Here is a 22,201-nt window from a genome sequence, read left to right on the forward strand (position 1 = left end):
GAGTAACCGTCTATGGAGAGCATTTAACCCCTTTTCAATTATTAAGGCGTGTAAAAAGCTATATCTATTATCGAGAAAAATATCTTAAGGAAAGGAGGACAATCACATGAATTTTGGGCAGAATTTGTACAACTGGTTCTTGGATAATGCACAGTCATTGGTATTGTTAGCGATTGTTGTCATTGGACTGTTTTTAGGTTTTAAACGAGAATTTTCAAAACTCATTGGCTTCTTGATTATTGCTCTAATCGCCGTCGGACTTGTGTTCAATGCAGCTGGCGTGAAAGATGTGTTATTAAACTTATTTAACCGAATCATTGGTGCTTAACAGATATTTTTCATGATAAAATAGGAAGTATATATTTTGTTATGAAAGGATTTATGAATATGTTTACAAATGATCAATTTAAATCTCTTTTAATTAAAACATTAGAAAGAAAGAGCTCTTCAAATTATTATGAAGGAGGTAACGAGATTGTTTCTAAAATGAAAATATCAGAGGTAACTTTAGATGAGACTGACGATTTTACTTATTATAAAGGATATAAAAAGGGCTGGAATACGCTTTGCACATATCTTAAAATAAGAGTTCCTTTTGATGATTTAGACTTTTTTGAAAGTCATAAAGATTTGATTACCCAGACAGCAAGCTCCATATATGATAAACAAGGTGATAATGTATTAGTGGATACTATTTTAGTACCACTTCCAGAGAATTACGAAGTAATTAACTTTAGTCAGTTGAAAATTAGTGATGTGGTTTCACAAGCTATTGAAGACGCTGAGTCTTTTATGAGTAATGGTGAATATCAACGTGCCTTTGACAGAGTTCACACTGCTTTTCATGGATATTTAATTGAAATACTAAAAAAATATGAAATTACAGTTCCTAGAGACGAAAATCTATCTAAATTATATAGTAGGATACAACAATTAATTGAAAAAGAAATTCAACCTACTGAACTTGCTGATATAGTGAAGACAACGATAAGGTCATCAAATGGAATGATTAGCTCTCTTAATGAAGCAAGAAATAGGCATTCACTTGCACACCCTAATACAAATATTATTGGAAAGAGAGAAGCAAAACTAATAATAGGTATTTCAAGTACAGTTACAGATTATATTAGCGGATACCTTGATAAGTAGCGTCATTAACTGATTGCTACTTTTTTTATGACTATTTTTATAAAAAGGATGTGATAAGAATTGGAAATGAAAGTCTATGTGGCAAATTTAGGACGGTATAATGAAGGTGAATTAGTCGGAGCATGGTTTACTCCACCAATTGATGAGGAAGAAATGGCAGAAAGAATCGGTTTAAATGAGGACTACGAAGAATATGCAATACATGATTTTGAGCTTCCTTTTGATGTGGACGAATACACGCCGATTAGTGAAATCAACCGTCTATGTGAAGCCATTCAAGAAATCGAAGGTACACCTATTTATAATGAACTCAAAGAAATTCAAGGCATGTGGTTTAGTAGCTTGGAAGAATTACTGGAAAACAAAGAGGATATTCATTGTTATAGTGATTGTGATTCGATGGAAGATGTCGCCCGTTATTACGTGGAAGAAACAGGACAGCTTGGTGAAGTCCCTTCCAATTTACAAAATTATATTGACTACCAATCTTTGGGACGTGATATGGAAATAGAGGGTAATTACCTAGTTACCTCTCATGGGGTATTTGAATATTGTCAGTAAGTTTAACAATCCGTGTTATAATTAAATTAATAAATAGCACGGAGAGGTATAAATTATGGTAAATGTATTTGAAAATCTTAAACTATTAAAACTAGACATGAAAGATAAAGGCTGGGTGATAGATTCCTTTTACTTTCGTTACAAACAGCAAAATTATATTGTACTTGTTAAGCTATTTGAAAAAGAGGAAAAAGTTCCAGAATATGCTCTGTTAAAACTAGAATTTTTAAAGGAAAACGATTTTTCAGATATGCTAGCTGTCTATGCTAATTCGGTAAAATTATATACAGACACGAAAACAATAAGAGAATATTTTGGTATCGAATACAGTAGTAACTTGGGAGATGTTTTATTTCAATTTAGCCAAACTCTTGCTCGATTTATTCCGACAGAAGTTAGTGAGAAGAAAAATGAAGACCAAAAAGAAGCCATGTGTTTCTCATTAAGTCAAAGTGATTCAGAAGATCCCAGAAAAAAATATTGTTTTTCAGTTAGAAGAAATCCTTTAAAGGGAAATGGTGAGCTGGGAAAACGAAGTCCTTTTAATGACAATAAAACGAGATTGTATAGACCCAGCTTATATGAACGATTAGGGTCAGATACCAATTTAAGTTTCAGATATTCAATGAATCCAGATGATGAAGAAACTGATGAAGGTATTATTGCAAAATGGACAAAAAATAAAATTGAATAGTTAAAGCATTGAAAGAGCAATCACCTATTTTGATTGTTCTTTTTCTATTTTTACGGAAAGGACGTGAAGACATGAAAAAAATAAGAAGTTACACCAGTATTTGGTCAGTAGAAAAAGTGATTTATGCGATTAATGATTTACAACTCCCTTTCCCAATTACCTTTACGCAAATGACATGGTTTATCGTTTCTTTGTTTGTCGTCATACTCTTTGGCAGTTTACCACCACTTTCTCTGATTGACGGAGCACTACTCAAATACTTAGGGATTCCCATTGTTCTCACTGGGTTCATGTGCCAAAAGACCTTTGACGGAAAGAAACCCTATGGATTTCTAAAGTCTATCATTACCTATGCTCTACGCCCTAAAGTAACCTACGCTGGCAAACAAATACGATTAAAAAAAGAAACAATGAATGAATCGATTACGATTGTAAGGAGTGAACAACTAGATGGCATATCCGATTAAATATATGGAAGATAATCTCGTATTTAATCATGATGGCGAAGTATTCGCTTATTATGAATTAATTCCCTATAATTACAGTTTTTTAAGTTCCGATGAAAAAATTCAAGTTCATGATAATTTCTGTCAATTGATTGCCCAAAATCGTGATGGCAAGATTCATGCTCTGCAACTAGCAACCGAATCAAGTATTCGAGCCACACAGGAACAATCGAAAAAAGAAATCACTGGACGATTAAAAGAGATAGCTTACGAAAAAATAGATGAACAGACCGAAGCGTTAATTTCTATGATTGGTGACAATCAAGTAGACTATCGCTTTTTTATTGGTTTTAAACTCTACCTCAATGAACAGGAAGTATCCGTAAAAAATGTTGGGAAAGAAATTCAAAAAGCATTTGCGGAATTCTTTCATGGTGTGAATCACAAATTAATGGGCGATTTTGTTTCTATGCCTATGGCGGAAATCGAACGCTTTTCTAAGATGGAACAGTTGTTAGAAAGTAAATTATCCAGACGCTTTCAGATTCGTAAATTGGAGAAAGATGATTTTGGTTATATTATTGAACATCTTTACGGGCAAACAGGTGTCCCTTTTGATGACTACGACTACCATTTACCGAAAAGATACGAAGATAAAAAAGTGTTGGTAAAGAAATACGATATTCTCAAACCCACTCGCTGTTTAATCGAAGAAAATCAACGCTATTTACGGATTGAACAGGAAGATACCACTACTTATGTGGCGTATTTTACAATTAATAGTATTGTTGGTGAATTGGATTTCCCTAATAGTGAAATTTTTTATTACCAGCAACAGCAGTTTACTTTCCCCGTTGATACCAGTATGAATGTTGAAATTGTCGCCAATAAAAAAGCCTTATCTACCGTTCGCAATAAAAAGAAAGAACTGAAAGATTTAGATAGCCACGCATGGGAAAGCGACAACGAAACCAGTACTAATGTGGTGGACGCTTTAGAATCTGTCGATGAATTAGAAAGTAATTTAGACCAAACCAAAGAATCTATGTACAAACTAAGCTATGTGGTACGGGTATCGGCAAAGAATTTGGACGAGCTGAAACAACGTTGTGATGAAGTAAAAGATTTTTATGATGATCTGTCTATCAAATTAGTACGACCTTTTGGCGATATGCTAGGCTTGCATAATGAATTTATTCCCTCAAGCAAGCGATATATCAATGACTATATTCAATATGTCACGTCGGATTTTTTGGCTGGTCTTGGTTTCGGTGCTACACAAATGATTGGTGAAAATTCTGGTATTTACGTCGGTTACAATCTCGATACAGGCAGAAATATTTATCTCCAACCTAGCCTTGCAAGTCAAGGAATTAAAGGCTCTGTAACAAATGCATTAGCGTCCGCTTTTATTGGTTCATTAGGTGGCGGAAAATCATTCTCTAACAATATGCTGGTCTATTATTCAGTACTCTTTGGCGGACAGGCAACCATTGTTGACCCAAAAGCTGAACGTGGTGAATGGAAAGAAACCTTACCTGATATTGCCCATGAAATCAATATTGTTAATCTCACGAGTGAGAACGACAATAAAGGGTTACTTGACCCTTATGTGATTTTAAAACTCCCGAAAGATTCAGAAAGCCTTGCCATTGATATTCTCACGTTCTTAACAGGTATTTCCAGCCGAGATAGCGAGAAGTTTCCTGTCCTGCGTAAAGCTATTCGGAGTGTAACTCAAAGCAAACAACGAGGGTTGTTATTGGTGATTGATGAATTGCGAAAAGAAGATACGCCCATCAGCAATAGTATTGCTGACCATATCGAAAGCTTTGTCGATTATGATTTTGCCCATCTGTTATTCAGTGATGGCAGTGTCACCCAATCCATTAGCTTGGAAAAACAACTCAATATTATTCAAGTGGCAGATTTGGTCTTACCCGATTCCAATAGCTCTTTTGAAGAATACACTACCATGGAATTATTAAGTGTGGCAATGCTGATTGTCATTAGTACCTTTGCTTTAGACTTTATCCACTCTGACCGTTCCATTTTTAAAATTGTTGACCTTGATGAGGCTTGGAGTTTTTTACAAGTGGCACAAGGAAAAGCTCTATCTATGCGATTGGTTCGAGCAGGACGTGCCATGAATGCAGGGGTCTATTTCGTTACTCAAAACGCGGACGATTTACTAGATGAAAAGATGAAGAATAATATTGGCTTGAAATTTGCCTTTCGTTCCACTGACCTAGTGGAAATCAAAAAGACCTTAGAATTTTTTGGTGTGGACAAGGAAGATGAAAACAATCAGAAACGCTTACGTGAATTAGAAAATGGACAATGTTTAGTTTCAGACATCTATGGTCGTGTAGGGGTTATGCAGTTTCACCCGATTTTTGAAGAGTTGCTTCATGCCTTTGATACCAGACCGCCTGTGCGAAATGAGGTGGAAGAATGACACAAAAACAAAAGAAATTTCTTCACTATAGTTGGATAACGCTCCTTTGTGTGGGCGTTATTTTACTTTTATTAGGCACGCTGGGCAATGCAGTACAAGCGACAGGCTTAGTTGATGAAACCATTGATACAAGCAATGAATACTCCAAGTATGGTTTGAATCAATATCAGCTTGATTATTATGTGGACAATAGCTGGGGCTGGCTTCCATGGAATTGGAGTGATGGCATAGGACAATCGGTGATGTATGGATTGTATGCCATTACTAATTTTATTTGGACAATTTCTCTTTATCTATCGAACGCCACAGGTTATTTGGTGAAAGAAGCCTATGCCTTAGATTTCATTAGTCAAACATCCCAAGCAATTGGCGAAAACATGCAGACCATTGCAGGGATTACACCGAATGGCTTTTCCAGTTCGGGTTTTTATGTCGGTTTCCTCCTTCTTTTTATTCTCATTGTTGGAATCTATGTTGCCTATACAGGATTGGTTAAGCGAGAAACGACGAAAGTGATACGAGCTGTTTTAAACTTTGTCGTGGTGTTTATTCTATCGGCTTCCTTTATTGCGTATGCACCCGATTATATTGCGAAAATCAATGATTTTTCCAAAGATGTCAGTACCGCCAGTCTGAATATTGGGACAAAAATTGTTCTTCCTAACACGGATAGTCAAGGGAAAGACAGTGTGGACATGATACGTGACAGCTTATTCTCTGTTCAAGTAAAGCAACCATGGCTATTGCTTCAATATGGCTCCACTGATGTAGAAGCGTTAGGGGAAGAACGTGTGGAAAGTTTATTGTCTACCAGTCCAGATACAAACAATGGTGAAGATAGAGAAAATGTAGTGATTGAAGAAATTGAAGATCATGACAATACCTATTTAACCCTACCGAAGACGATTTCCAGATTAGGAACAGTCTTCTTTTTGTTTGTATTCAATATTGGTATCTCGATTTTTGTTTTCCTTCTAACAGGAATCATGATTTTTTCGCAAGTGCTATTTATTATTTTCGCTATGTTTTTGCCAATCAGTTTCCTATTAAGTATGTTGCCGAGTTTTGATGGCATGGGCAGGCATGCCATTACCAAGTTATTTAATGTGATTATGACAAGGGCTGGTATTACCTTGATTATTACCGTTGCCTTTAGTATTTCCACTATGCTTTATTCGCTGTCAGCAAGTTCTCCCTTTTTCATGATTATGTTTTTACAAATTGTGACCTTTGCAGGGATTTATTTTAAACTGGGCGATTTAATGAGCCTATTCTCTTTACAAAGCAACGACTCTCAAAACATGGGCAGACAAGTGTTTCGCAGACCTCGTCAAATGATGAATCGACAAACCAGAAGATTTCAACGCAGTATGAGTAAGATTTTTCGTGGAAAAGCAGGGTCAACGAAGCAAAAGACAATGACAACAAAGCAGAATCAAACCAATAAAGCTAACCATACTCGTCAAAATGAACGGACTACACCAAAGAAAGAAACAGCACTTTCCAATGTGAAAAAGCAACAAGGCGGTATCGGGCAACGATTAGGTGAAAAGACAGCCCATGTATTGGACACGAAAAATCGTCTAGTCAATAAAAGAAAGCAGGCAAAACAACAGATACAGGCGACACCAACCCATGTCAAATATGCCCTTCATCAAGGAAAAGAGAATGTCACTCATAATGTAACAGACTTTAAACAATCTATGGCAGATACCAAAGCTCAACGCAAACAACAGCGTATGAACCAGCAGGAGCAAAAACGAAAGAACATTGCTCAAAAGCGTTTGGAGCTGGATAAAGCAAAAGAAAAAAGACGAAAAGAAAACCCATCATCTCCTGTTCAGAATAACCAGCAGCATGTTCGCAAGCGTCAGCAAACCGTCACGCCTGTTTTGTCACAAAACACTAAACGTGAAAATCATCAGCGACCATTGAAAAAAGAGCAAAAACAAAAGACACCACCGAAGCAATTCAATCAGAGGAAGCTAAATAAAAGAACGGATAAGCGAGGACAACAAACATGAAGCTAAAAATAACAGTGATTTGTAGTGTGGTCTTCTCTCTCTTCTTTTTTCTCTTATTATTCCTAGTCATTTTCTTTGCAGATGATACGGACAGTGGCGAAAACAACAAGGATTCTTCTATTCCAGAAGGCGGTGTGACCGTTTCACCAGAAGTGTTGGCACACCGTCCGTTGATTGAAAAATATGGTAAGGAATATGGGATTGAAGACTATGTTTCTTATATCTTAGCCATTATGCAAGTGGAATCGGGCGGTACAGCAGAAGATGTTATGCAAAGTTCCGAATCTTTGGGTTTACCGCCCAACAGTTTGAGTACCGAAGAGTCCATCAAACAAGGGGTTAAATATTTCAGTGAATTATTAACCAGTGCAGAACAACAAGGAGTGGATATAGATTCTGTTATCCAATCTTATAATTATGGCGGTGGCTTTTTAAATTATGTGAGGAGTCATGGGAAAAAATATACCTATGAATTAGCCGAACAGTTTTCTAAAGAGAAGTCGGGTGGTCAAAAAGCAGACTATCCCAATCCCATAGCCATACCTGTGAATGGTGGTTGGCGATATAACTATGGAAATCAGTTTTATGTTCAGTTGGTTTCACAATACCTAACCGACACTTCCCCAACAGAATTTGATGATGAAACCGTGCAAGTCATTATGGACGAAGCCTTGAAATACGAAGGGTTTCCCTATGTCTTTGGAGGGGCGTCGCCTACCACCTCTTTTGATTGTAGTGGCTTAATACAATGGGTGTATGACAAAGCTGGCATTTCTCTCCCTCGTGTCGCCCAAGATCAGTATGACGCTACGCAAGAAATCTCTATGGAAGAAGCCCAAGCAGGCGACCTTATCTTCTTTCATTCAACCTATAATGCAGGCACATATGTGACTCATGTGGCGATATATTTAGAGGGAAATCGCTTTTATCATGCAGGCGACCCAATCGGTTATGGCGACTTAAGCAGTCGTTATTGGCAAGACCATCTGATTGGGGCTAGACGTGTTATTCATAACTAAGAAAGGAATGAATCAAATGATTATAAAAATCGAGCGAAAAGAAAAGAAGGAGAAACCAAAGAAATCTAAAAAACCGAGCAAGCAAAGAAAAGTTCCGATGATTAAAGTTGGCACGCATAAGAAATTAACCTTTGTTTTATGGGTTTTATTGATTGGTAGTGTCGGATTTGGAATCTATAAAAATTTTACTGCCATTGACACTCATACTGTCCGTGAAACAGAAATCATTAAACAGCAGATTGTCGATACCAACCAAGTAGAAAGTTTTGTGAAATCCTTTGCGAAAGACTACTTTTCGTGGCAACAATCCCAAGAAGCCATTGATAAACGAAATGAGAAATTGACCCATTATTTGACGGAAGAATTGCAGGTATTAAATGAAGAAATGATTCGTAAGGATATTCCTACTAGTTCTAGTGTGAACGATATACAGGTGTGGCAGGTTTCTCAAGTGAATGAGAACACCTTTGAGGTACTGTTTTCTGTTGAACAAGTTATTACCGAAGACAAAGACAAGGAAACTATATCGTCTAGCTTTCATGTGGTTGTCCATATAGATGAATCAGATAATATGGTTATTATCAAAAATCCGACAATGAGTAAGAAACCTCAAAAATCGGACTACCAACCCAAACAGCTAGAAAGTGACCATACAGTAGATACAGAAACGATGGACGAAATCATTAGCTTTTTAGAAACGTTCTTCCAGCTCTATCCTACCGCCACAGAAAAAGAATTGACTTACTATGTAAGTAATCATGTGTTACCTATGATTAACAAGGAATATGTTTTCGAGGAATTGGTGAATCCTATCTTTACCAGAAAAGATAACCAAGTAATCGTGAATGTCGCTGTGAAATATTTAGATCAAGAAACAAAGGCAACCCAAATCTCGCAATTTGAGTTGATATTAGAAAAACAAGATAATTGGAAGATTGTAAAATAACAAATATTGGTACATGATTACAGATACTTTGTAATCATGTACTCTTTTTGATAAAAAATTGGAGATTCCTTTACAAATATGCTCTTACGTGCTATTATTTAAGTGACTATTTAAAAGGAGTTAATAAATATGCGGCAAGGTATTCTTAAATAAACTGTCAATTTGATAGCGGGAACAAATAATTAGATGTCCTTTTTTAGGAGGGCTTAGTTTTTTGTACCCAGTTTAAGAATACCTTTATCATGTGATTCTAAAGTATCCAGAGAATATCTGTATGCTTTGTATACCTATGGTTATGCATAAAAATCCCAGTGATAAAAGTATTTATCACTGGGATTTTTATGCCCTTTTGGGTTTTTGAATGGAGGAAAATCACATGAAAATTATTAATATTGGAGTTTTAGCTCATGTTGATGCAGGAAAAACTACCTTAACAGAAAGCTTATTATATAACAGTGGAGCGATTACAGAATTAGGAAGCGTGGACAAAGGTACAACGAGGACGGATAATACGCTTTTAGAACGTCAGAGAGGAATTACAATTCAGACAGGAATAACCTCTTTTCAGTGGGAAAATACGAAGGTGAACATCATAGACACGCCAGGACATATGGATTTCTTAGCAGAAGTATATCGTTCATTATCAGTTTTAGATGGGGCAATTCTACTGATTTCTGCAAAAGATGGCGTACAAGCACAAACTCGTATATTATTTCATGCACTTAGGAAAATGGGGATTCCCACAATCTTTTTTATCAATAAGATTGACCAAAATGGAATTGATTTATCAACGGTTTATCAGGATATTAAAGAGAAACTTTCTGCCGAAATTGTAATCAAACAGAAGGTAGAACTGTATCCTAATATGTGTGTGACGAACTTTACCGAATCTGAACAATGGGATACGGTAATAGAGGGAAACGATGACCTTTTAGAGAAATATATGTCCGGTAAATCATTAGAAGCATTGGAACTCGAACAAGAGGAAAGCATAAGATTTCAGAATTGTTCTCTGTTCCCTCTTTATCATGGAAGTGCAAAAAGTAATATAGGGATTGATAACCTTATAGAAGTTATTACTAATAAATTTTATTCATCAACACATCGAGGTCCGTCTGAACTTTGCGGAAATGTTTTCAAAATTGAATATACAAAAAAAAGACAACGTCTTGCATATATACGCCTTTATAGTGGAGTACTACATTTACGAGATTCGGTTAGAGTATCAGAAAAAGAAAAAATAAAAGTTACAGAAATGTATACTTCAATAAATGGTGAATTATGTAAGATTGATAGAGCTTATTCTGGAGAAATTGTTATTTTGCAAAATGAGTTTTTGAAGTTAAATAGTGTTCTTGGAGATACAAAACTATTGCCACAGAGAAAAAAGATTGAAAATCCGCACCCTCTACTACAAACAACTGTTGAACCGAGTAAACCTGAACAGAGAGAAATGTTGCTTGATGCCCTTTTGGAAATCTCAGATAGTGATCCGCTTCTACGATATTACGTGGATTCTACGACACATGAAATTATACTTTCTTTCTTAGGGAAAGTACAAATGGAAGTGATTAGTGCACTGTTGCAAGAAAAGTATCATGTGGAGATAGAACTAAAAGAGCCTACAGTCATTTATATGGAGAGACCGTTAAAAAATGCAGAATATACCATTCACATCGAAGTGCCGCCAAATCCTTTCTGGGCTTCCATTGGTTTATCTGTATCACCGCTTCCGTTGGGAAGTGGAATGCAGTATGAGAGCTCGGTTTCTCTTGGATACTTAAATCAATCATTTCAAAATGCAGTTATGGAAGGGATACGCTATGGTTGCGAACAAGGATTATATGGTTGGAATGTGACGGATTGTAAAATCTGTTTTAAGTACGGTTTATACTATAGCCCTGTTAGTACTCCAGCAGATTTTCGGATGCTTACTCCTATTGTACTGGAGCAAGCCTTTAGAAAAGCTGGAACAGAATTGTTAGAGCCATATCTTAGTTTTAAAGTTTATGCACCACAGGAATATCTTTCACGGGCATATAACGATGCTCCCAAATATTGTGCAAATATCGTAAATACTCAACTGAAAAATAATGAGGTCATTATTATTGGAGAAATTCCTGCTCGATGTATTCAAGATTATCGCAATGATTTAACTTTTTTTACAAATGGGCTTAGTGTTTGTTTAGCAGAGCTAAAAGGATATCAGGTTACCACTGGCGAACCTGTTTGCCAGACCCGTCGTCTAAATAGTCGGATAGATAAAGTAAGATATATGTTCAATAAAATAACTTAGTGCGTTTTATGTTGTTATATAAATATGGTTTCTTATTAAATAAGATGAAATATTCTTTAATATAGATTTGAATTAAAGTGGAAAGGAGGAGATTGTTATTATAAACTACAAGTGGATATTGTGTCCTATTTGTGGAAATAAAACAAGACTACGAATACGAGTGGATACTATACTTAAAAATTTCCCTTTATACTGCCCCAAATGTAAGAACGAAACTTTAATTAATGTTCAAAAAATGAATATAATAACAATCAAAGAGCCAGACGCCAAGACGCAGAGCCGATAATTTGAGAAATGAAACTCTCATCTTATCGGCTCTTTTTGTTTATCTGAATTTTACTGACTAGCCTTCAATATTTCTTGCTTCATTGATACCTTTTGCTAGTGCTTCCATTAAGGATAGTTCTTTGTCTGTAAAGCTATCCATGTATTTTTCTACCTGTAACCTTCGAGTGCTTTTAATCAAATTATCTGTAGGTAAGAAAAATTCATCAATAGATACATGGAGTAATGATACAAGATCATACAGCACTTGTGTACTTGGGTGTTGTCCTTTGTTTTCTATATTTGTTAAATAACGTGGGTCAATTTCAATCATTGTTCCCACTTGTTCACGAGTGAGACCCCGTTTCATTCGAGCCTCTTTAATCGCTAAACCAACGGCTCTAAAATCGTATTTATCTTCTTTTTTACGCATACTAAATCACCTCTATACATTTTACTGTTCCTATATAACCATAAACAGGTATAGAAAAACATGTTATATAGTTTATGAGTTCCTATAGAACACTGTGGAATTTATTAATGCGATGAATCCAATTTCAAATAGAAAGGTCGCTGATTTTATTTACCTATACAACTTTATAAAATTTAGTCATACTCCTAGAAAGTAGATAAAATTGGCGACTTAATGGAGGGAAAAGTCGCCATGAGAAAGATAATCTGTCATCTAGTTCTCTTAATTAAGTTCTTATCAAAAAAACTTATCCACCTGTACTGGATAGATATGACCATCAATGTGGTTTTGCAGATTACATAGATAGAAAAATCAAAGCATATGAACAGAGAAAACAATCTGTTTATGTGCTTTTTTGGTCACTTAATAAATATCTTTTAGGATTTCTCTTCATTTATGCAACAAATCCCCCTTTCGTGTCGGGGCTTAGTATGAAGGGAGATAAAGAAGCACATGCCACTCCCTTTCACGACAGAAAGGGGGTGAAAAGCATGAAACCATCTTCTTTTCAAGAAACCATAGAAAATCAGTTTGACTATATCTGCAAACAAGCCATTGAAGATGAACGGAAAGATTATTTCAAACATCTAAGCAGACTGTCCAAAAAAGAAGTTTCATTTTCTGAAATAGATAACTACCTTGTCACCTCTTTTTCTACGGTTGATACGTATGTCACTGATTTTCAACTATTCACATTGTATGGATTAAGAATCAATGTTGAAAGTGATTTGTTAAGCGAAGCCTTACGCCACCTTCCAGAGAACAAGCGGAACATCATTTTACTTCATTATTTTATGGATATGAGTGATGTGGAAATTGCAGAATTACTAAATGTAAATCGTTCAACAGTTTATCGTCATCGAATAAGTGGACTAGCCATGATTAAAGAATTCATGAAGGAGTGTAAAGAATGAAAACAGCCTATCCAAGGGTTCCCTTCCCCCTCATTGTAAAGGCGACAGATGGCGACGTGGAAGCAATTAATCAGATTGTTAAACATTATCGAGGGTATACCTCAAAACGTTCTTTGCGTCGCATGACAGACGAATATGGCAATTCTCATATGGTTATTGATGAAACCCTACGTGGCAGAATGGAAACAAAACTCATCACCAAGATTTTAGCGTTCGAAATTAAATAATCTCATTTTTTCGTGGAAGCGTGTTGAACCGTTCCACGCTTCCCGATTTGGGAGGTTTGTTATTCCATCAAAGCCTACTGTATGTTCAGTATGTTTTGATAGGCTAACAAGCCAAACGTTCTTTGACAATTGAATAAAGCCAATCGAATACGTTTCGATAAGAAAAGAGCCAACGAACTAACACGCCATGATCTATGAAGATAGCGAGCGATTCATGTTAAAACTTCGTAAACAATCTTTAGCAGGATTGTTGCCATGACTTTCTTATCGTGATAATGATACTCCCGTATAGCCACAGTCCGAGCGTTAGTAGCGTCGCAGACAATGGGTACGGCTACATGAAAATCATGCAGGGGTGAAATGCCCGTGAGCTTTGCTAGAGCTGTTCGATTGCTGGGATATTCTTCTCTTGTCAATGTATTATCATAAAAATATTTGATATAATTATAGGTGAATATTGGAGTTTTCCTAGCCTATAATGGGAAAGGAGTAATAATGATAACGGTCACAAAAAAAGATTTAGTTGAGCTAGGATATGGAACTTCTTTTTCAGCAGACATCATAAAAAAAGCAAAAGAATTGATGATTACAAAAGGGCATACCTACTATCAATCTCGAAAGTTAGATAGAGTCCCTCGTGAAGCTGTTGAAGAAATTCTAGGAATTCGGTTTTCAAATGAAAACAGGTCTGAGTAGTTTTTGCACAGTAAGGAGTAAAAACTATGGTTAAAGACCCAATAAAAAAAGCAAAGAATGGAACCTATTATTTTCGTGCAAATCTAGGTTATGATTCTAAAGGAAAAAAAATTCAAAAATATCGTAGTGGATTCACTACTAAAAAAGAAGCAAGAGAAGAATATTCAAAACTACTACTGATGAAACCAGAAGAATTAAGTGAGAATAAGGATAAAATGACGTTTAATCATTATATCTTTGAAATTTTTCTTCCATGGTATAAGACACAGGTAAAGCTCAGAACATATGAAAATCGCTTACCAACTATTAAGAAACATTTCTCTTATTTTGATAAAATGGCTGTTTCCGATATTGAGCCTATTGATGTGCAAAATTGGCAACTAAAATTATCAAAGAAATGTAAGTCTTCTTATGTGAGAGCTGTTCAAGGACTATTTTCAGTTGCTATGGATCGAGCAATTGTCCTTGGGATAACCACCACAAATCCATCTAAGATTATTGGCAATGTGAAAAAGCAAAAGTCTAAAATTGAATTTTGGACAAAAGAAGAATTTGAAAAAGTAATCTCTCTAATTTATAAAGAAGATTACTATCAACACTTTTTATTTATCTCTCTGTGGTTTTTATTTATGACTGGAATGCGAATTGGTGAAGCTACTGCCATTCAATGGGAAGATATTGATTTTGACTCTGGAGTACTAACCATCAACAAAACACTTTATTACAAGAATCAATCGGATTATAGATTTGTTGAACCAAAAACAAAGGCGAGTGTTCGTCATATTGTATTAGATGAATGTACTCTAAATTATCTATCCGAATGGAAGAAAGCACAACAAAATCTAATTCAGACAGACTTTGTAATGAGCTATAACGGTATTCCTACCCAAAAACATACGCTAGCACATGCTATTGAACGCTATGCTAAGCTGGCTAGTATTCATCGAATCAGAATTCATGGTTTACGGCATTCGCATGCTTCCTTGTTAATCAGTATGGGAGAAAACCCACTCATCATTAAAGACCGTTTAGGACATGAAGATATTGAGACGACTTTAGGAACGTATGGACATCTTTATCCTAACAGTAATTTTGAGGTAGCTAACAAATTAAATGGAGCCATTTCCTTTAAAGAAGCAAAACAAAATTATGATACTTCACCAAAGAATCAATTTACTGTAGACTACTTGCGAAACAAAGAAATGAAAAAAGTGCAATAAAAGTGCAGTAAAAAAATAAGAAGAGCCAGAAACCCTTGATAAACAAGGATTTCTGGCTCTCCTACAACTACTCCCACTCGATGGTACTTGGGGGTTTTGATGTGATGTCATACACAATTCTGTTTACATGATCGACTTCATTCACGATACGTGTTGAGATTTTTTGTAAGACTTCCCAATCGATACGGGCAAAGTCACTTGTCATACCGTCGATAGATGTCACTGCTCGGATACCGACTGTGTAATCATACGTACGGTAGTCCCCCATCACACCTACTGAGCGGATGTCTGGTAACACAGTGAAGTATTGCCAAATTTCACGTTCTAAACCTTCTTCACGAATCACTTCACGTAAGATGGCATCTGATTCACGTACAATTTCCAATTTGTCTTCTGTAATTTCACCTAAGACACGGATACCTAAACCTGGTCCTGGGAAAGGCTGTCTCCATACTAAATGTTCTGGAATACCAAGTTCAATACCTAATGCACGGACCTCATCTTTAAATAATGTGTTGATTGGTTCGATTAATTCGAATTCCATATCTTCAGGCAAACCACCTACATTATGGTGTGATTTGATCGTTTGTGCTGTTTTTGTACCTGATTCAATGACATCTGTGTAAAGTGTACCTTGTGCTAAGAAATCCACACCTTTGAGTTTAGAGGCTTCGTCATCGAATACATAAACAAACTCGTTACCGATAATTTTGCGTTTCTGCTCTGGATCAGACACGCCTTTTAGTTTAGACATAAAACGGTCTTTTGCGTTCACACGGATGATATTCATGTTGAAACCTTCCGCAAACTGTTCCATGACCATGTCTCCTTCACCTTTACGTAATAAACCATGGTCTACAAAGATACATGTCAACTGATCACCAATTGCCTTGTGTAATAATACGGCTACGACTGATGAATCGACACCACCGCTCATTGCACAAAGGACGCGACGATCGCCAACTTTTTCTCGGATTTTTTCGATTTCGATATCGATAAAGTTTTCCATTGTCCATTCGCCTGTACATTCGCAAACACGGCGCACGAAGTTACGTAAAATGTCATTACCATACTCAGTATGACGGACTTCTGGGTGGAATTGCACACCATAGATGCGACGCTTTTTATCTTCAATGGCAGCGTATTGCGTACTAGGACTATCAGCAATCACTTCGAACCCTTCTGGAATTTCGATGACTTTATCTGAATGACTCATCCAAACAGTTTGCTCTTCTGGTAAACCGAAGAACAGTTCATCTGATTTGGCTTTGATCATCGCTTTACCATATTCGCGTTGGTTCGCACGTTCCACTCTACCGCCTAATATTTTAGTTGTAAGCTGCATACCATAACAAATACCTAATACAGGTACGCCTAAATGATATATTTCAGGGTCAATCGTAAACGCATCATCTTCATATACTGAGTTTGGACCACCTGATAAAATGATACCTTTTGGATTCATCTTTTTAATTTCTTCAATTGAAATCTCGTGGTCATGTAATTCGCTGTATACGCCCATTTCACGAATACGACGTGTAATTAATTGGTTGTATTGACTACCAAAATCGAGGACAAGAATCAGCTCTTGTTCTTTTGCCATTTCCATACTCTGTGTACTCCTTTATCAATTAGAATGAGTAGTTCGGTGACTCTTTAGTAATTTGAACATCATGTGGGTGACTTTCTGCTAAACCTGCTGCACTCATTTTTGTAAATTGTGCTTCATCGCGTAATGCTTTCAAGTTCGCTGAGCCTGTATAACCCATACCACTCTTCACACCACCGATAAGTTGATAAATTGTATCAGCTAATGGTCCTTTGTAGTCGATACGGCCTTCTACACCTTCTGGCACGTATTTTTTAGGTGTTTTGTCTTCTTGGAAATAACGATCGTTTGAACCACTTTCCATCGCACCTAATGATCCCATACCACGGTAGACTTTATATTGACGTCCTTGGAACATTTCAACCATACCTGGGCTTTCTTCAGTACCAGCAAGTAAGCTACCTAACATGACTGCATGGCCACCTGCTGCTAATGCTTTCACGATGTCGCCTGAAAATTTAATACCACCGTCTGCAATGATCGTTTTACCGTGATTACGTGCTTCTGTCGCACAATCATAAATCGCTGTAATTTGAGGCACACCTACACCTGCAACGACACGTGTTGTACAGATTGAACCTGGTCCGATACCTACTTTAACAACGTCAGCACCTGCTTCAAACAATGCTTTTGTACCTGCTGCTGTCGCTACGTTACCTGCAACAACTGTAATTTCAGGGTATTTTTCTTTAATCGCTTTCACTTGATTAATGACACCTTGTGAATGACCGTGTGCTGTATCGATGACTAATGCATCCACGCCCGCTTCTACTAATTTTTGTGCACGGATGTCAGTGTCTTTTGCAATACCAATCGCTGCAGCTACAAGTAAACGACCATGCGCATCTTTTGCTGAGTATGGGTATTCGTGTACTTTTTCAATGTCTTTAATTGTGATTAATCCTTGTAATACACCGTCTTCAACAAGCGGTAATTTTTCAATTTTGTGTGCTTGTAAAATTTCTTCCGCTTCTTGTAATGTTGTCCCAACTGGAGCTGTAACTAAATCTTCTTGTGTCATGACATCAGAAATTTTAATTGAAAAGTCTTCAATAAATCTCAAGTCACGGTTTGTCAGGATACCAACAAGTTTACGTGATGTTTTATCGTCGACGATAGGCACACCTGAAATACGGTATTTGCCCATTAATGCTTCTGCTTCATAAACACTTTCTTCTGGTGTAAGGAAGAACGGATCTGTGATCACACCATTTTCTGAACGTTTAACTTTTTGTACTTCGTCTGCTTGGCGTTCGATGCTCATATTTTTGTGAATGACACCTAAACCACCTTGTCTTGCCATTGCAATCGCCATTTTAGACTCTGTAACTGTGTCCATTCCCGCTGAAATCACAGGGATGTTTAACTTGATTTTGTCTGATAACTCTACACTTAAGTCGACTTCTTTCGGTAATACATTTGATTCTGCTGGGATTAAAAGTACATCATCAAAAGTGAGTGCTTCTTTTACAAACTTGTTTTCCCACATCATTATTGACAGCCTCCATTCAATTTTCTACCTATTATTATTTCACATTTTCTTTGTTTTGTTGATAGTTTATACCATTAAAAAATAAATTCAAGATAATTGCTGAAACCGTACCTAACACGATACCGTTTTGTGTAAACCATGCGAACTGATCGCCAAGCCCTTTGAATGCTTCTGGAACTGCTGTAATCCCTGCACCTAAACCAACTGAAATCGCGATAATCAATAAGTTGTTTTGGTTTTTAAAGTTAATATCAATCAAAATACGTACACCATAAGCCATCACCATACCAAACATTGCAAGCATAGCGCCACCGAGTACAGATAATGGAATAATGTTCGCGAGTGCGCCAAGTTTCGGAATACAGCCACAAATTACCAGTAAAATGACCATGCCGTAAATGACGTCGTTCTTTTTAACACCAGATAATGACACTAAACCGACATTTTGAGAATAAGCCGTATAAGGAAAGGCGTTAAAAATTGAACCTAATGTAATCGCAATCCCTTCAGCCATATAACCTTTTCTGAAATCTTTACGCTCGAGTTGCTTCCCTGTAATCTTACTCAAGGCGTGATAAACACCTGTAGATTCAATTAAGCTGACTAATGCGACGATGAAAAAGACAATCGTAGCACCAACATCAAAGGAAAAACCTGTGAATCTGAATGGCTTCGGTAATTCAAACCAGTTCGCTTGACCGACTTGTGCAACATCAACGAAACCAAACACACTCGCCAAAATCGTACCGAACACTAAGCCAAGTAAAATCGCAATCGACTTTAAAAACCCTTTTGCAAAACGTTGTAACACTAAAATCATCACAAGTGTCGCAAAACCGAGTAAAATATGTTTCGGATCACCGTAGTCTTTAGTGCCCTGTCCCCCTGCCATATAATTCATTGCAACGGGCATTAATGTAATTCCAATGATTGTCACGACACTTCCGGTAACGACTGGCGGAAACAGTTTAACTAATGATGCGAAAAACGGTGCGATGGCAATGACCAAAAGCCCTGATAAAAAGAGTGAACCGTATAACACATCGATGCCTTTCGTTTGGCCGATTAAAATCATAGGGGCAACTGCTGTAAAGGTACATCCTAAAACGACCGGCAAACCAATACCGATGCCGCGATAAACTTGAAGAAAGGTCGCCACACCACACATGAAAATATCCACTGTCACTAAGTACGCAATTTGTTCAGGTGTAAAGTTCAAACTTGTTCCTACTATTATAGGGACGAGAATGGCGCCTGCATACATCGCAAGTAAATGTTGTAAACTTAATAAAAATCGCTTCATGATTCTGTATCTCCCACTAATGTCACTTTGTTGCCTGTTAATGAAGCAACTTGGCATAACGATGACACTGTTAAGCCTGCCTCTTCTAAACGGGAGCGACCTTGTTGGAAACTTTTCTCTACTAAAATACCTACGCCGACTGTTGTTGCGCCAGCCTGTTCAACTAAGCGATGTAACCCTATTGCTGCTTCACCATTTGCTAAAAAGTCATCAATAATTAATACTTTATCATCTGCAGACAAAAACTCTTCCGAAACGATGACGGTGTTCGTTTTGTTTTTAGTAAACGAGTGCACATCTGTTTGGTAATAACCTGAATTCAACGTGCTCGGTTTCGCTTTTTTAGCAAATAGACAAGGTACATCAAAACGATAAGCCACCATGATTGCGGGTGCAATACCCGATGCCTCAATAGTCAGAATTTTTGTCACACCTTGATCCACAAACTGTTCGTAAAAGGTTTGACCAATATCGTACATCAAAGCTGCATCAATTTGGTGGTTTAAAAATCCGTCAACTTTAAGAATCTTTTCATCAATCACGACGCCATCTTCAATGACCTTTCTTCTCAATGCGTCCACTCCAATTCCTCCTCGAAAAAGATATCAAAAAAACCCAAAACTAAAGAATAGCGTTTCAGGTATACGAGTAAGAGTCATACAATTGTAAAGTGGCACTATGTCACGTCTAAAGACCTATCGTAGTGATGCGCGGAATATGGATACCGTACATACGCAGGCATTGATACAGCGCGTTACATATTACATAGATGTCCCATTACTCATAGTCATGTCGTTTAAGGCAACATGGTAGAAACTTCTAAAGCCATATTCTTCAGATTATATGAGCGTGATAAATTATTACATGATGATAGCAAATTTAAAGTACTTACGCAATACTATCGTACTAAATCAAGTGTTTTCAGAAATTTATGTAAATTCTTGCTTATTCATGCTGTAAACGCCATAATAAGAATGTAACCGTTTAACACGTAAAGAATACGGGTAGATAAATATAAAACATGAGCGGGAGGTTCATAGCATGACACTTTATAACATCTCAAAATGCGAAGTGAAACGAACTGAAGATGAAGCAGTTCAATATGTAGATCAATTACTAAAAGAAGGCGTTAAAGAAAATCAAATCGTTGTATTAAGCAAAGATAAACTTAACACAGATCGCTTTCACGATTCTCAAATTCAACATAAAACAACAACGGGTACGATTAGTGAGAAATTCATGCGCTTTTTCATTGGTGAAGATGGTGAAGAAGCTGCGTTAACAAAATTTGGTTTCTCTGACGAACAAAAAGAAGATCTGAAACAAGACATTTTAAATGACAAAATTGTGGTGATGGTTCAAGAACTGAAATATGGTCAAGAGGAATACGAAAACCATAATGTTGCGAACCAAAAACTGCAAGATAAACATGCCCCATCTGAACATCAAGGCGATATTGAGTAATCATTCACGCTTATCGATAGCTCTTACAACTTCATCCAAGATTTAATTTAACTTTCGTACACCTCATTGTATCGAAAGGATTAAGTCTTGGGTGAAGTATTTATTTCTGGAAATTGAGTTTTGTCTCCCCTATTAATTGTGCTATTTCTCTCTATATATATGCTATACTAAAGCCATTAAGAGAGGTGAAGTGACATGCATTTTGTACATATTCAATCAACCCAAGATCCATGGTATGTCCCGGCATTAGCGTTTTACATGGATAAACTAGACCCCCTCGTAACAGAAGACGAGTCTGTATTTGAACAATCCTTAAAAACTGAAAAAACACAATACGATTTCGTATTTCTCGTAGGTATCGAAAACGATGAAGTTGTCAGTTTTGCGACAGCGCATTATGAAGCGACAACAAATGTAGGCTTTTTAGTCTATCTCGTGAGTGAGCACGGTGACAATTGTGAACAGTACCTTAAAGCGACACTTGAACAAATAGAAAAAGATGTGAATCAAATTTCTAATCAACTCCACGGCCGAGATGTGAATTTCTTCATGTTTGAGTCGACATTTGAATCACCCGACGTGGATACTGAGACAGCTGATAAAATTGCATTCCGTCGTCGCTTTTTAGTGCAACACGGTTATGAAAAACAAAGTGATATTACTTATTTACAACCTTCACTAAATCGCAATGGAAAGCCGGTACCGATGGAGTTGTATATTAAAGCGAATATTCCTCTAACGAAAGATATTTACGGCACGAGTATTAAATCTGCCTATATCATTAAATATGTTTTTGCGAACCGTATTCCAAGACATGTGATTTATCCCTTACTCGTTAAAATGGATTTGCGTAAAGAACCTTATGCCTAGGCCCTTGAAATCAACCGTTAAAGCCGTTACAATGATAGAGAGGTAAGACTGACGGTTCACTGAACGCACACTACCGA

General features: G+C 36.8%; 22 protein-coding genes, 1 pseudogene and 1 riboswitch. Of the genes and pseudogenes, 18 read left to right on the forward strand and 5 right to left on the reverse strand.

Translation table 11 applies throughout. The features are described from left to right. The first annotated feature begins 106 nt into the window (after positions 1–106). The 12 genes and pseudogenes from P3U61_RS11765 to P3U61_RS11820 all read left to right on the forward strand — a co-directional run bounded on the left by P3U61_RS11765 (position 107) and on the right by P3U61_RS11820 (position 11,879). Positions 107–328: a hypothetical protein gene (locus tag P3U61_RS11765; protein WP_001009054.1), complete on the forward strand. Its 222-nt coding sequence runs from the start codon at positions 107–109 to the stop codon at positions 326–328. A gap of 59 nt (positions 329–387) precedes the next feature. Further along, entirely contained in the window at positions 388–1,149 is a 762-nt protein-coding gene (locus P3U61_RS11770; RefSeq protein WP_001565981.1) for an abortive infection family protein, read from the forward strand. 60 nt (positions 1,150–1,209) lie between these two features. Beyond that, the gene (locus P3U61_RS11775) at positions 1,210–1,710 is read left to right on the forward strand and encodes an antirestriction protein ArdA (protein WP_000425404.1); all 501 of its coding nucleotides are present in this window, start codon (positions 1,210–1,212) and stop codon (positions 1,708–1,710) included. A gap of 55 nt (positions 1,711–1,765) precedes the next feature. Then, a complete protein-coding gene (locus P3U61_RS11780; protein WP_000248477.1) occupies positions 1,766–2,404 on the forward strand; it encodes a DUF6037 family protein in 639 nt (212 codons plus the stop codon). 71 nt (positions 2,405–2,475) lie between these two features. Then, positions 2,476–2,871 carry a conjugal transfer protein gene (locus tag P3U61_RS11785; RefSeq protein ID WP_000723887.1) on the forward strand — a complete coding sequence of 132 codons (396 nt, stop codon included), beginning with the start codon at positions 2,476–2,478 and terminating at the stop codon, positions 2,869–2,871. Continuing rightward, positions 2,855–5,308: a conjugal transfer ATPase TcpF gene (gene tcpF / locus P3U61_RS11790; protein WP_000331165.1), complete on the forward strand. Its 2,454-nt coding sequence runs from the start codon at positions 2,855–2,857 to the stop codon at positions 5,306–5,308. The genes P3U61_RS11785 and tcpF overlap by 17 nt, the downstream gene beginning before the upstream one ends. Next, positions 5,305–7,332, forward strand: coding sequence for a CD3337/EF1877 family mobilome membrane protein (locus P3U61_RS11795; protein ID WP_000192392.1), 2,028 nt, complete (start codon positions 5,305–5,307; stop codon positions 7,330–7,332). Before tcpF ends, P3U61_RS11795 begins: the two co-directional genes overlap by 4 nt. Beyond that, a complete protein-coding gene (locus P3U61_RS11800) occupies positions 7,329–8,351 on the forward strand; it encodes a bifunctional lytic transglycosylase/C40 family peptidase (RefSeq protein WP_000768372.1) in 1,023 nt (340 codons plus the stop codon). The genes P3U61_RS11795 and P3U61_RS11800 overlap by 4 nt, the downstream gene beginning before the upstream one ends. Positions 8,352–8,367: 16 nt before the next feature. Next, positions 8,368–9,297: a conjugal transfer protein gene (locus P3U61_RS11805; protein WP_000584386.1), complete on the forward strand. Its 930-nt coding sequence runs from the start codon at positions 8,368–8,370 to the stop codon at positions 9,295–9,297. A gap of 313 nt (positions 9,298–9,610) precedes the next feature. Further along, a pseudogene (locus P3U61_RS12345) lies at positions 9,611–9,658 on the forward strand (hypothetical protein); the annotation flags it as partial. A 15-nt stretch (positions 9,659–9,673) separates the two neighbouring features. After that, a complete protein-coding gene (gene tet(M) / locus P3U61_RS11815) occupies positions 9,674–11,593 on the forward strand; it encodes a tetracycline resistance ribosomal protection protein Tet(M) (protein ID WP_000691737.1) in 1,920 nt (639 codons plus the stop codon). A 160-nt stretch (positions 11,594–11,753) separates the two neighbouring features. After that, positions 11,754–11,879, forward strand: coding sequence for a cysteine-rich KTR domain-containing protein (locus P3U61_RS11820; RefSeq protein WP_319020699.1), 126 nt, complete (start codon positions 11,754–11,756; stop codon positions 11,877–11,879). 57 nt (positions 11,880–11,936) lie between these two features. Here the strand turns inward: P3U61_RS11820 and P3U61_RS11825 are convergent, their stop codons facing one another. Continuing rightward, positions 11,937–12,290 (reverse strand): helix-turn-helix domain-containing protein, encoded by a 354-nt coding sequence (locus tag P3U61_RS11825; protein WP_001227350.1) that lies wholly within the window; start codon positions 12,288–12,290, stop codon positions 11,937–11,939. A gap of 530 nt (positions 12,291–12,820) precedes the next feature. Here P3U61_RS11825 and P3U61_RS11830 point away from each other — a divergent pair. The 4 genes from P3U61_RS11830 to P3U61_RS11845 all read left to right on the forward strand — a co-directional run bounded on the left by P3U61_RS11830 (position 12,821) and on the right by P3U61_RS11845 (position 15,386). Further along, positions 12,821–13,243: an RNA polymerase sigma factor gene (locus P3U61_RS11830; protein WP_000804878.1), complete on the forward strand. Its 423-nt coding sequence runs from the start codon at positions 12,821–12,823 to the stop codon at positions 13,241–13,243. Then, the gene (locus P3U61_RS11835) at positions 13,240–13,470 is read left to right on the forward strand and encodes a helix-turn-helix domain-containing protein (protein ID WP_000845144.1); all 231 of its coding nucleotides are present in this window, start codon (positions 13,240–13,242) and stop codon (positions 13,468–13,470) included. The genes P3U61_RS11830 and P3U61_RS11835 overlap by 4 nt, the downstream gene beginning before the upstream one ends. A 495-nt stretch (positions 13,471–13,965) precedes the next feature. Continuing rightward, a complete protein-coding gene (locus P3U61_RS11840; protein WP_000633909.1) occupies positions 13,966–14,166 on the forward strand; it encodes a DUF3173 domain-containing protein in 201 nt (66 codons plus the stop codon). A gap of 26 nt (positions 14,167–14,192) precedes the next feature. After that, positions 14,193–15,386: a site-specific integrase gene (locus tag P3U61_RS11845; RefSeq protein WP_000237798.1), complete on the forward strand. Its 1,194-nt coding sequence runs from the start codon at positions 14,193–14,195 to the stop codon at positions 15,384–15,386. Positions 15,387–15,453: 67 nt separating this feature from the next. Here the strand turns inward: P3U61_RS11845 and guaA are convergent, their stop codons facing one another. Genes guaA through xpt form a run of 4 tightly spaced genes read right to left on the reverse strand, consistent with a single transcriptional unit; the run spans position 15,454 to position 20,371 of the window. Further along, positions 15,454–16,995: a glutamine-hydrolyzing GMP synthase gene (gene guaA, locus P3U61_RS11850; protein ID WP_014614896.1), complete on the reverse strand. Its 1,542-nt coding sequence runs from the start codon at positions 16,993–16,995 to the stop codon at positions 15,454–15,456. Positions 16,996–17,017: 22 nt separating this feature from the next. Beyond that, complete coding sequence (guaB, locus tag P3U61_RS11855; protein ID WP_014614897.1) at positions 17,018–18,484, reverse strand: IMP dehydrogenase; 1,467 nt, start codon at positions 18,482–18,484, stop codon at positions 17,018–17,020. 37 nt (positions 18,485–18,521) lie between these two features. After that, positions 18,522–19,790: a xanthine permease PbuX gene (gene pbuX / locus P3U61_RS11860; RefSeq protein ID WP_015728534.1), complete on the reverse strand. Its 1,269-nt coding sequence runs from the start codon at positions 19,788–19,790 to the stop codon at positions 18,522–18,524. Continuing rightward, positions 19,787–20,371, reverse strand: a complete 585-nt coding sequence (gene xpt / locus P3U61_RS11865; RefSeq protein ID WP_199613516.1) for a xanthine phosphoribosyltransferase — start codon at positions 20,369–20,371, stop codon at positions 19,787–19,789. The genes pbuX and xpt overlap by 4 nt, the downstream gene beginning before the upstream one ends. A 183-nt stretch (positions 20,372–20,554) precedes the next feature. After that, positions 20,555–20,657: riboswitch (purine riboswitch) on the reverse strand. Between the two features lie 174 nt (positions 20,658–20,831). On the opposite strand from xpt, the gene P3U61_RS11870 reads away from it, so the two are divergent. Beyond that, positions 20,832–21,254 (forward strand): general stress protein, encoded by a 423-nt coding sequence (locus tag P3U61_RS11870; RefSeq protein WP_014614900.1) that lies wholly within the window; start codon positions 20,832–20,834, stop codon positions 21,252–21,254. Between the two features lie 195 nt (positions 21,255–21,449). Then, on the forward strand, positions 21,450–22,124 hold the full coding sequence (locus tag P3U61_RS11875; protein ID WP_015728533.1) for a hypothetical protein: 675 nt from the start codon (positions 21,450–21,452) through the stop codon (positions 22,122–22,124). Positions 22,125–22,201: the final 77 nt, after the last annotated feature.

The organism is Staphylococcus pseudintermedius (assembly GCF_034042775.1).
GTDB classification, from domain to species: domain Bacteria; phylum Bacillota; class Bacilli; order Staphylococcales; family Staphylococcaceae; genus Staphylococcus; species Staphylococcus pseudintermedius.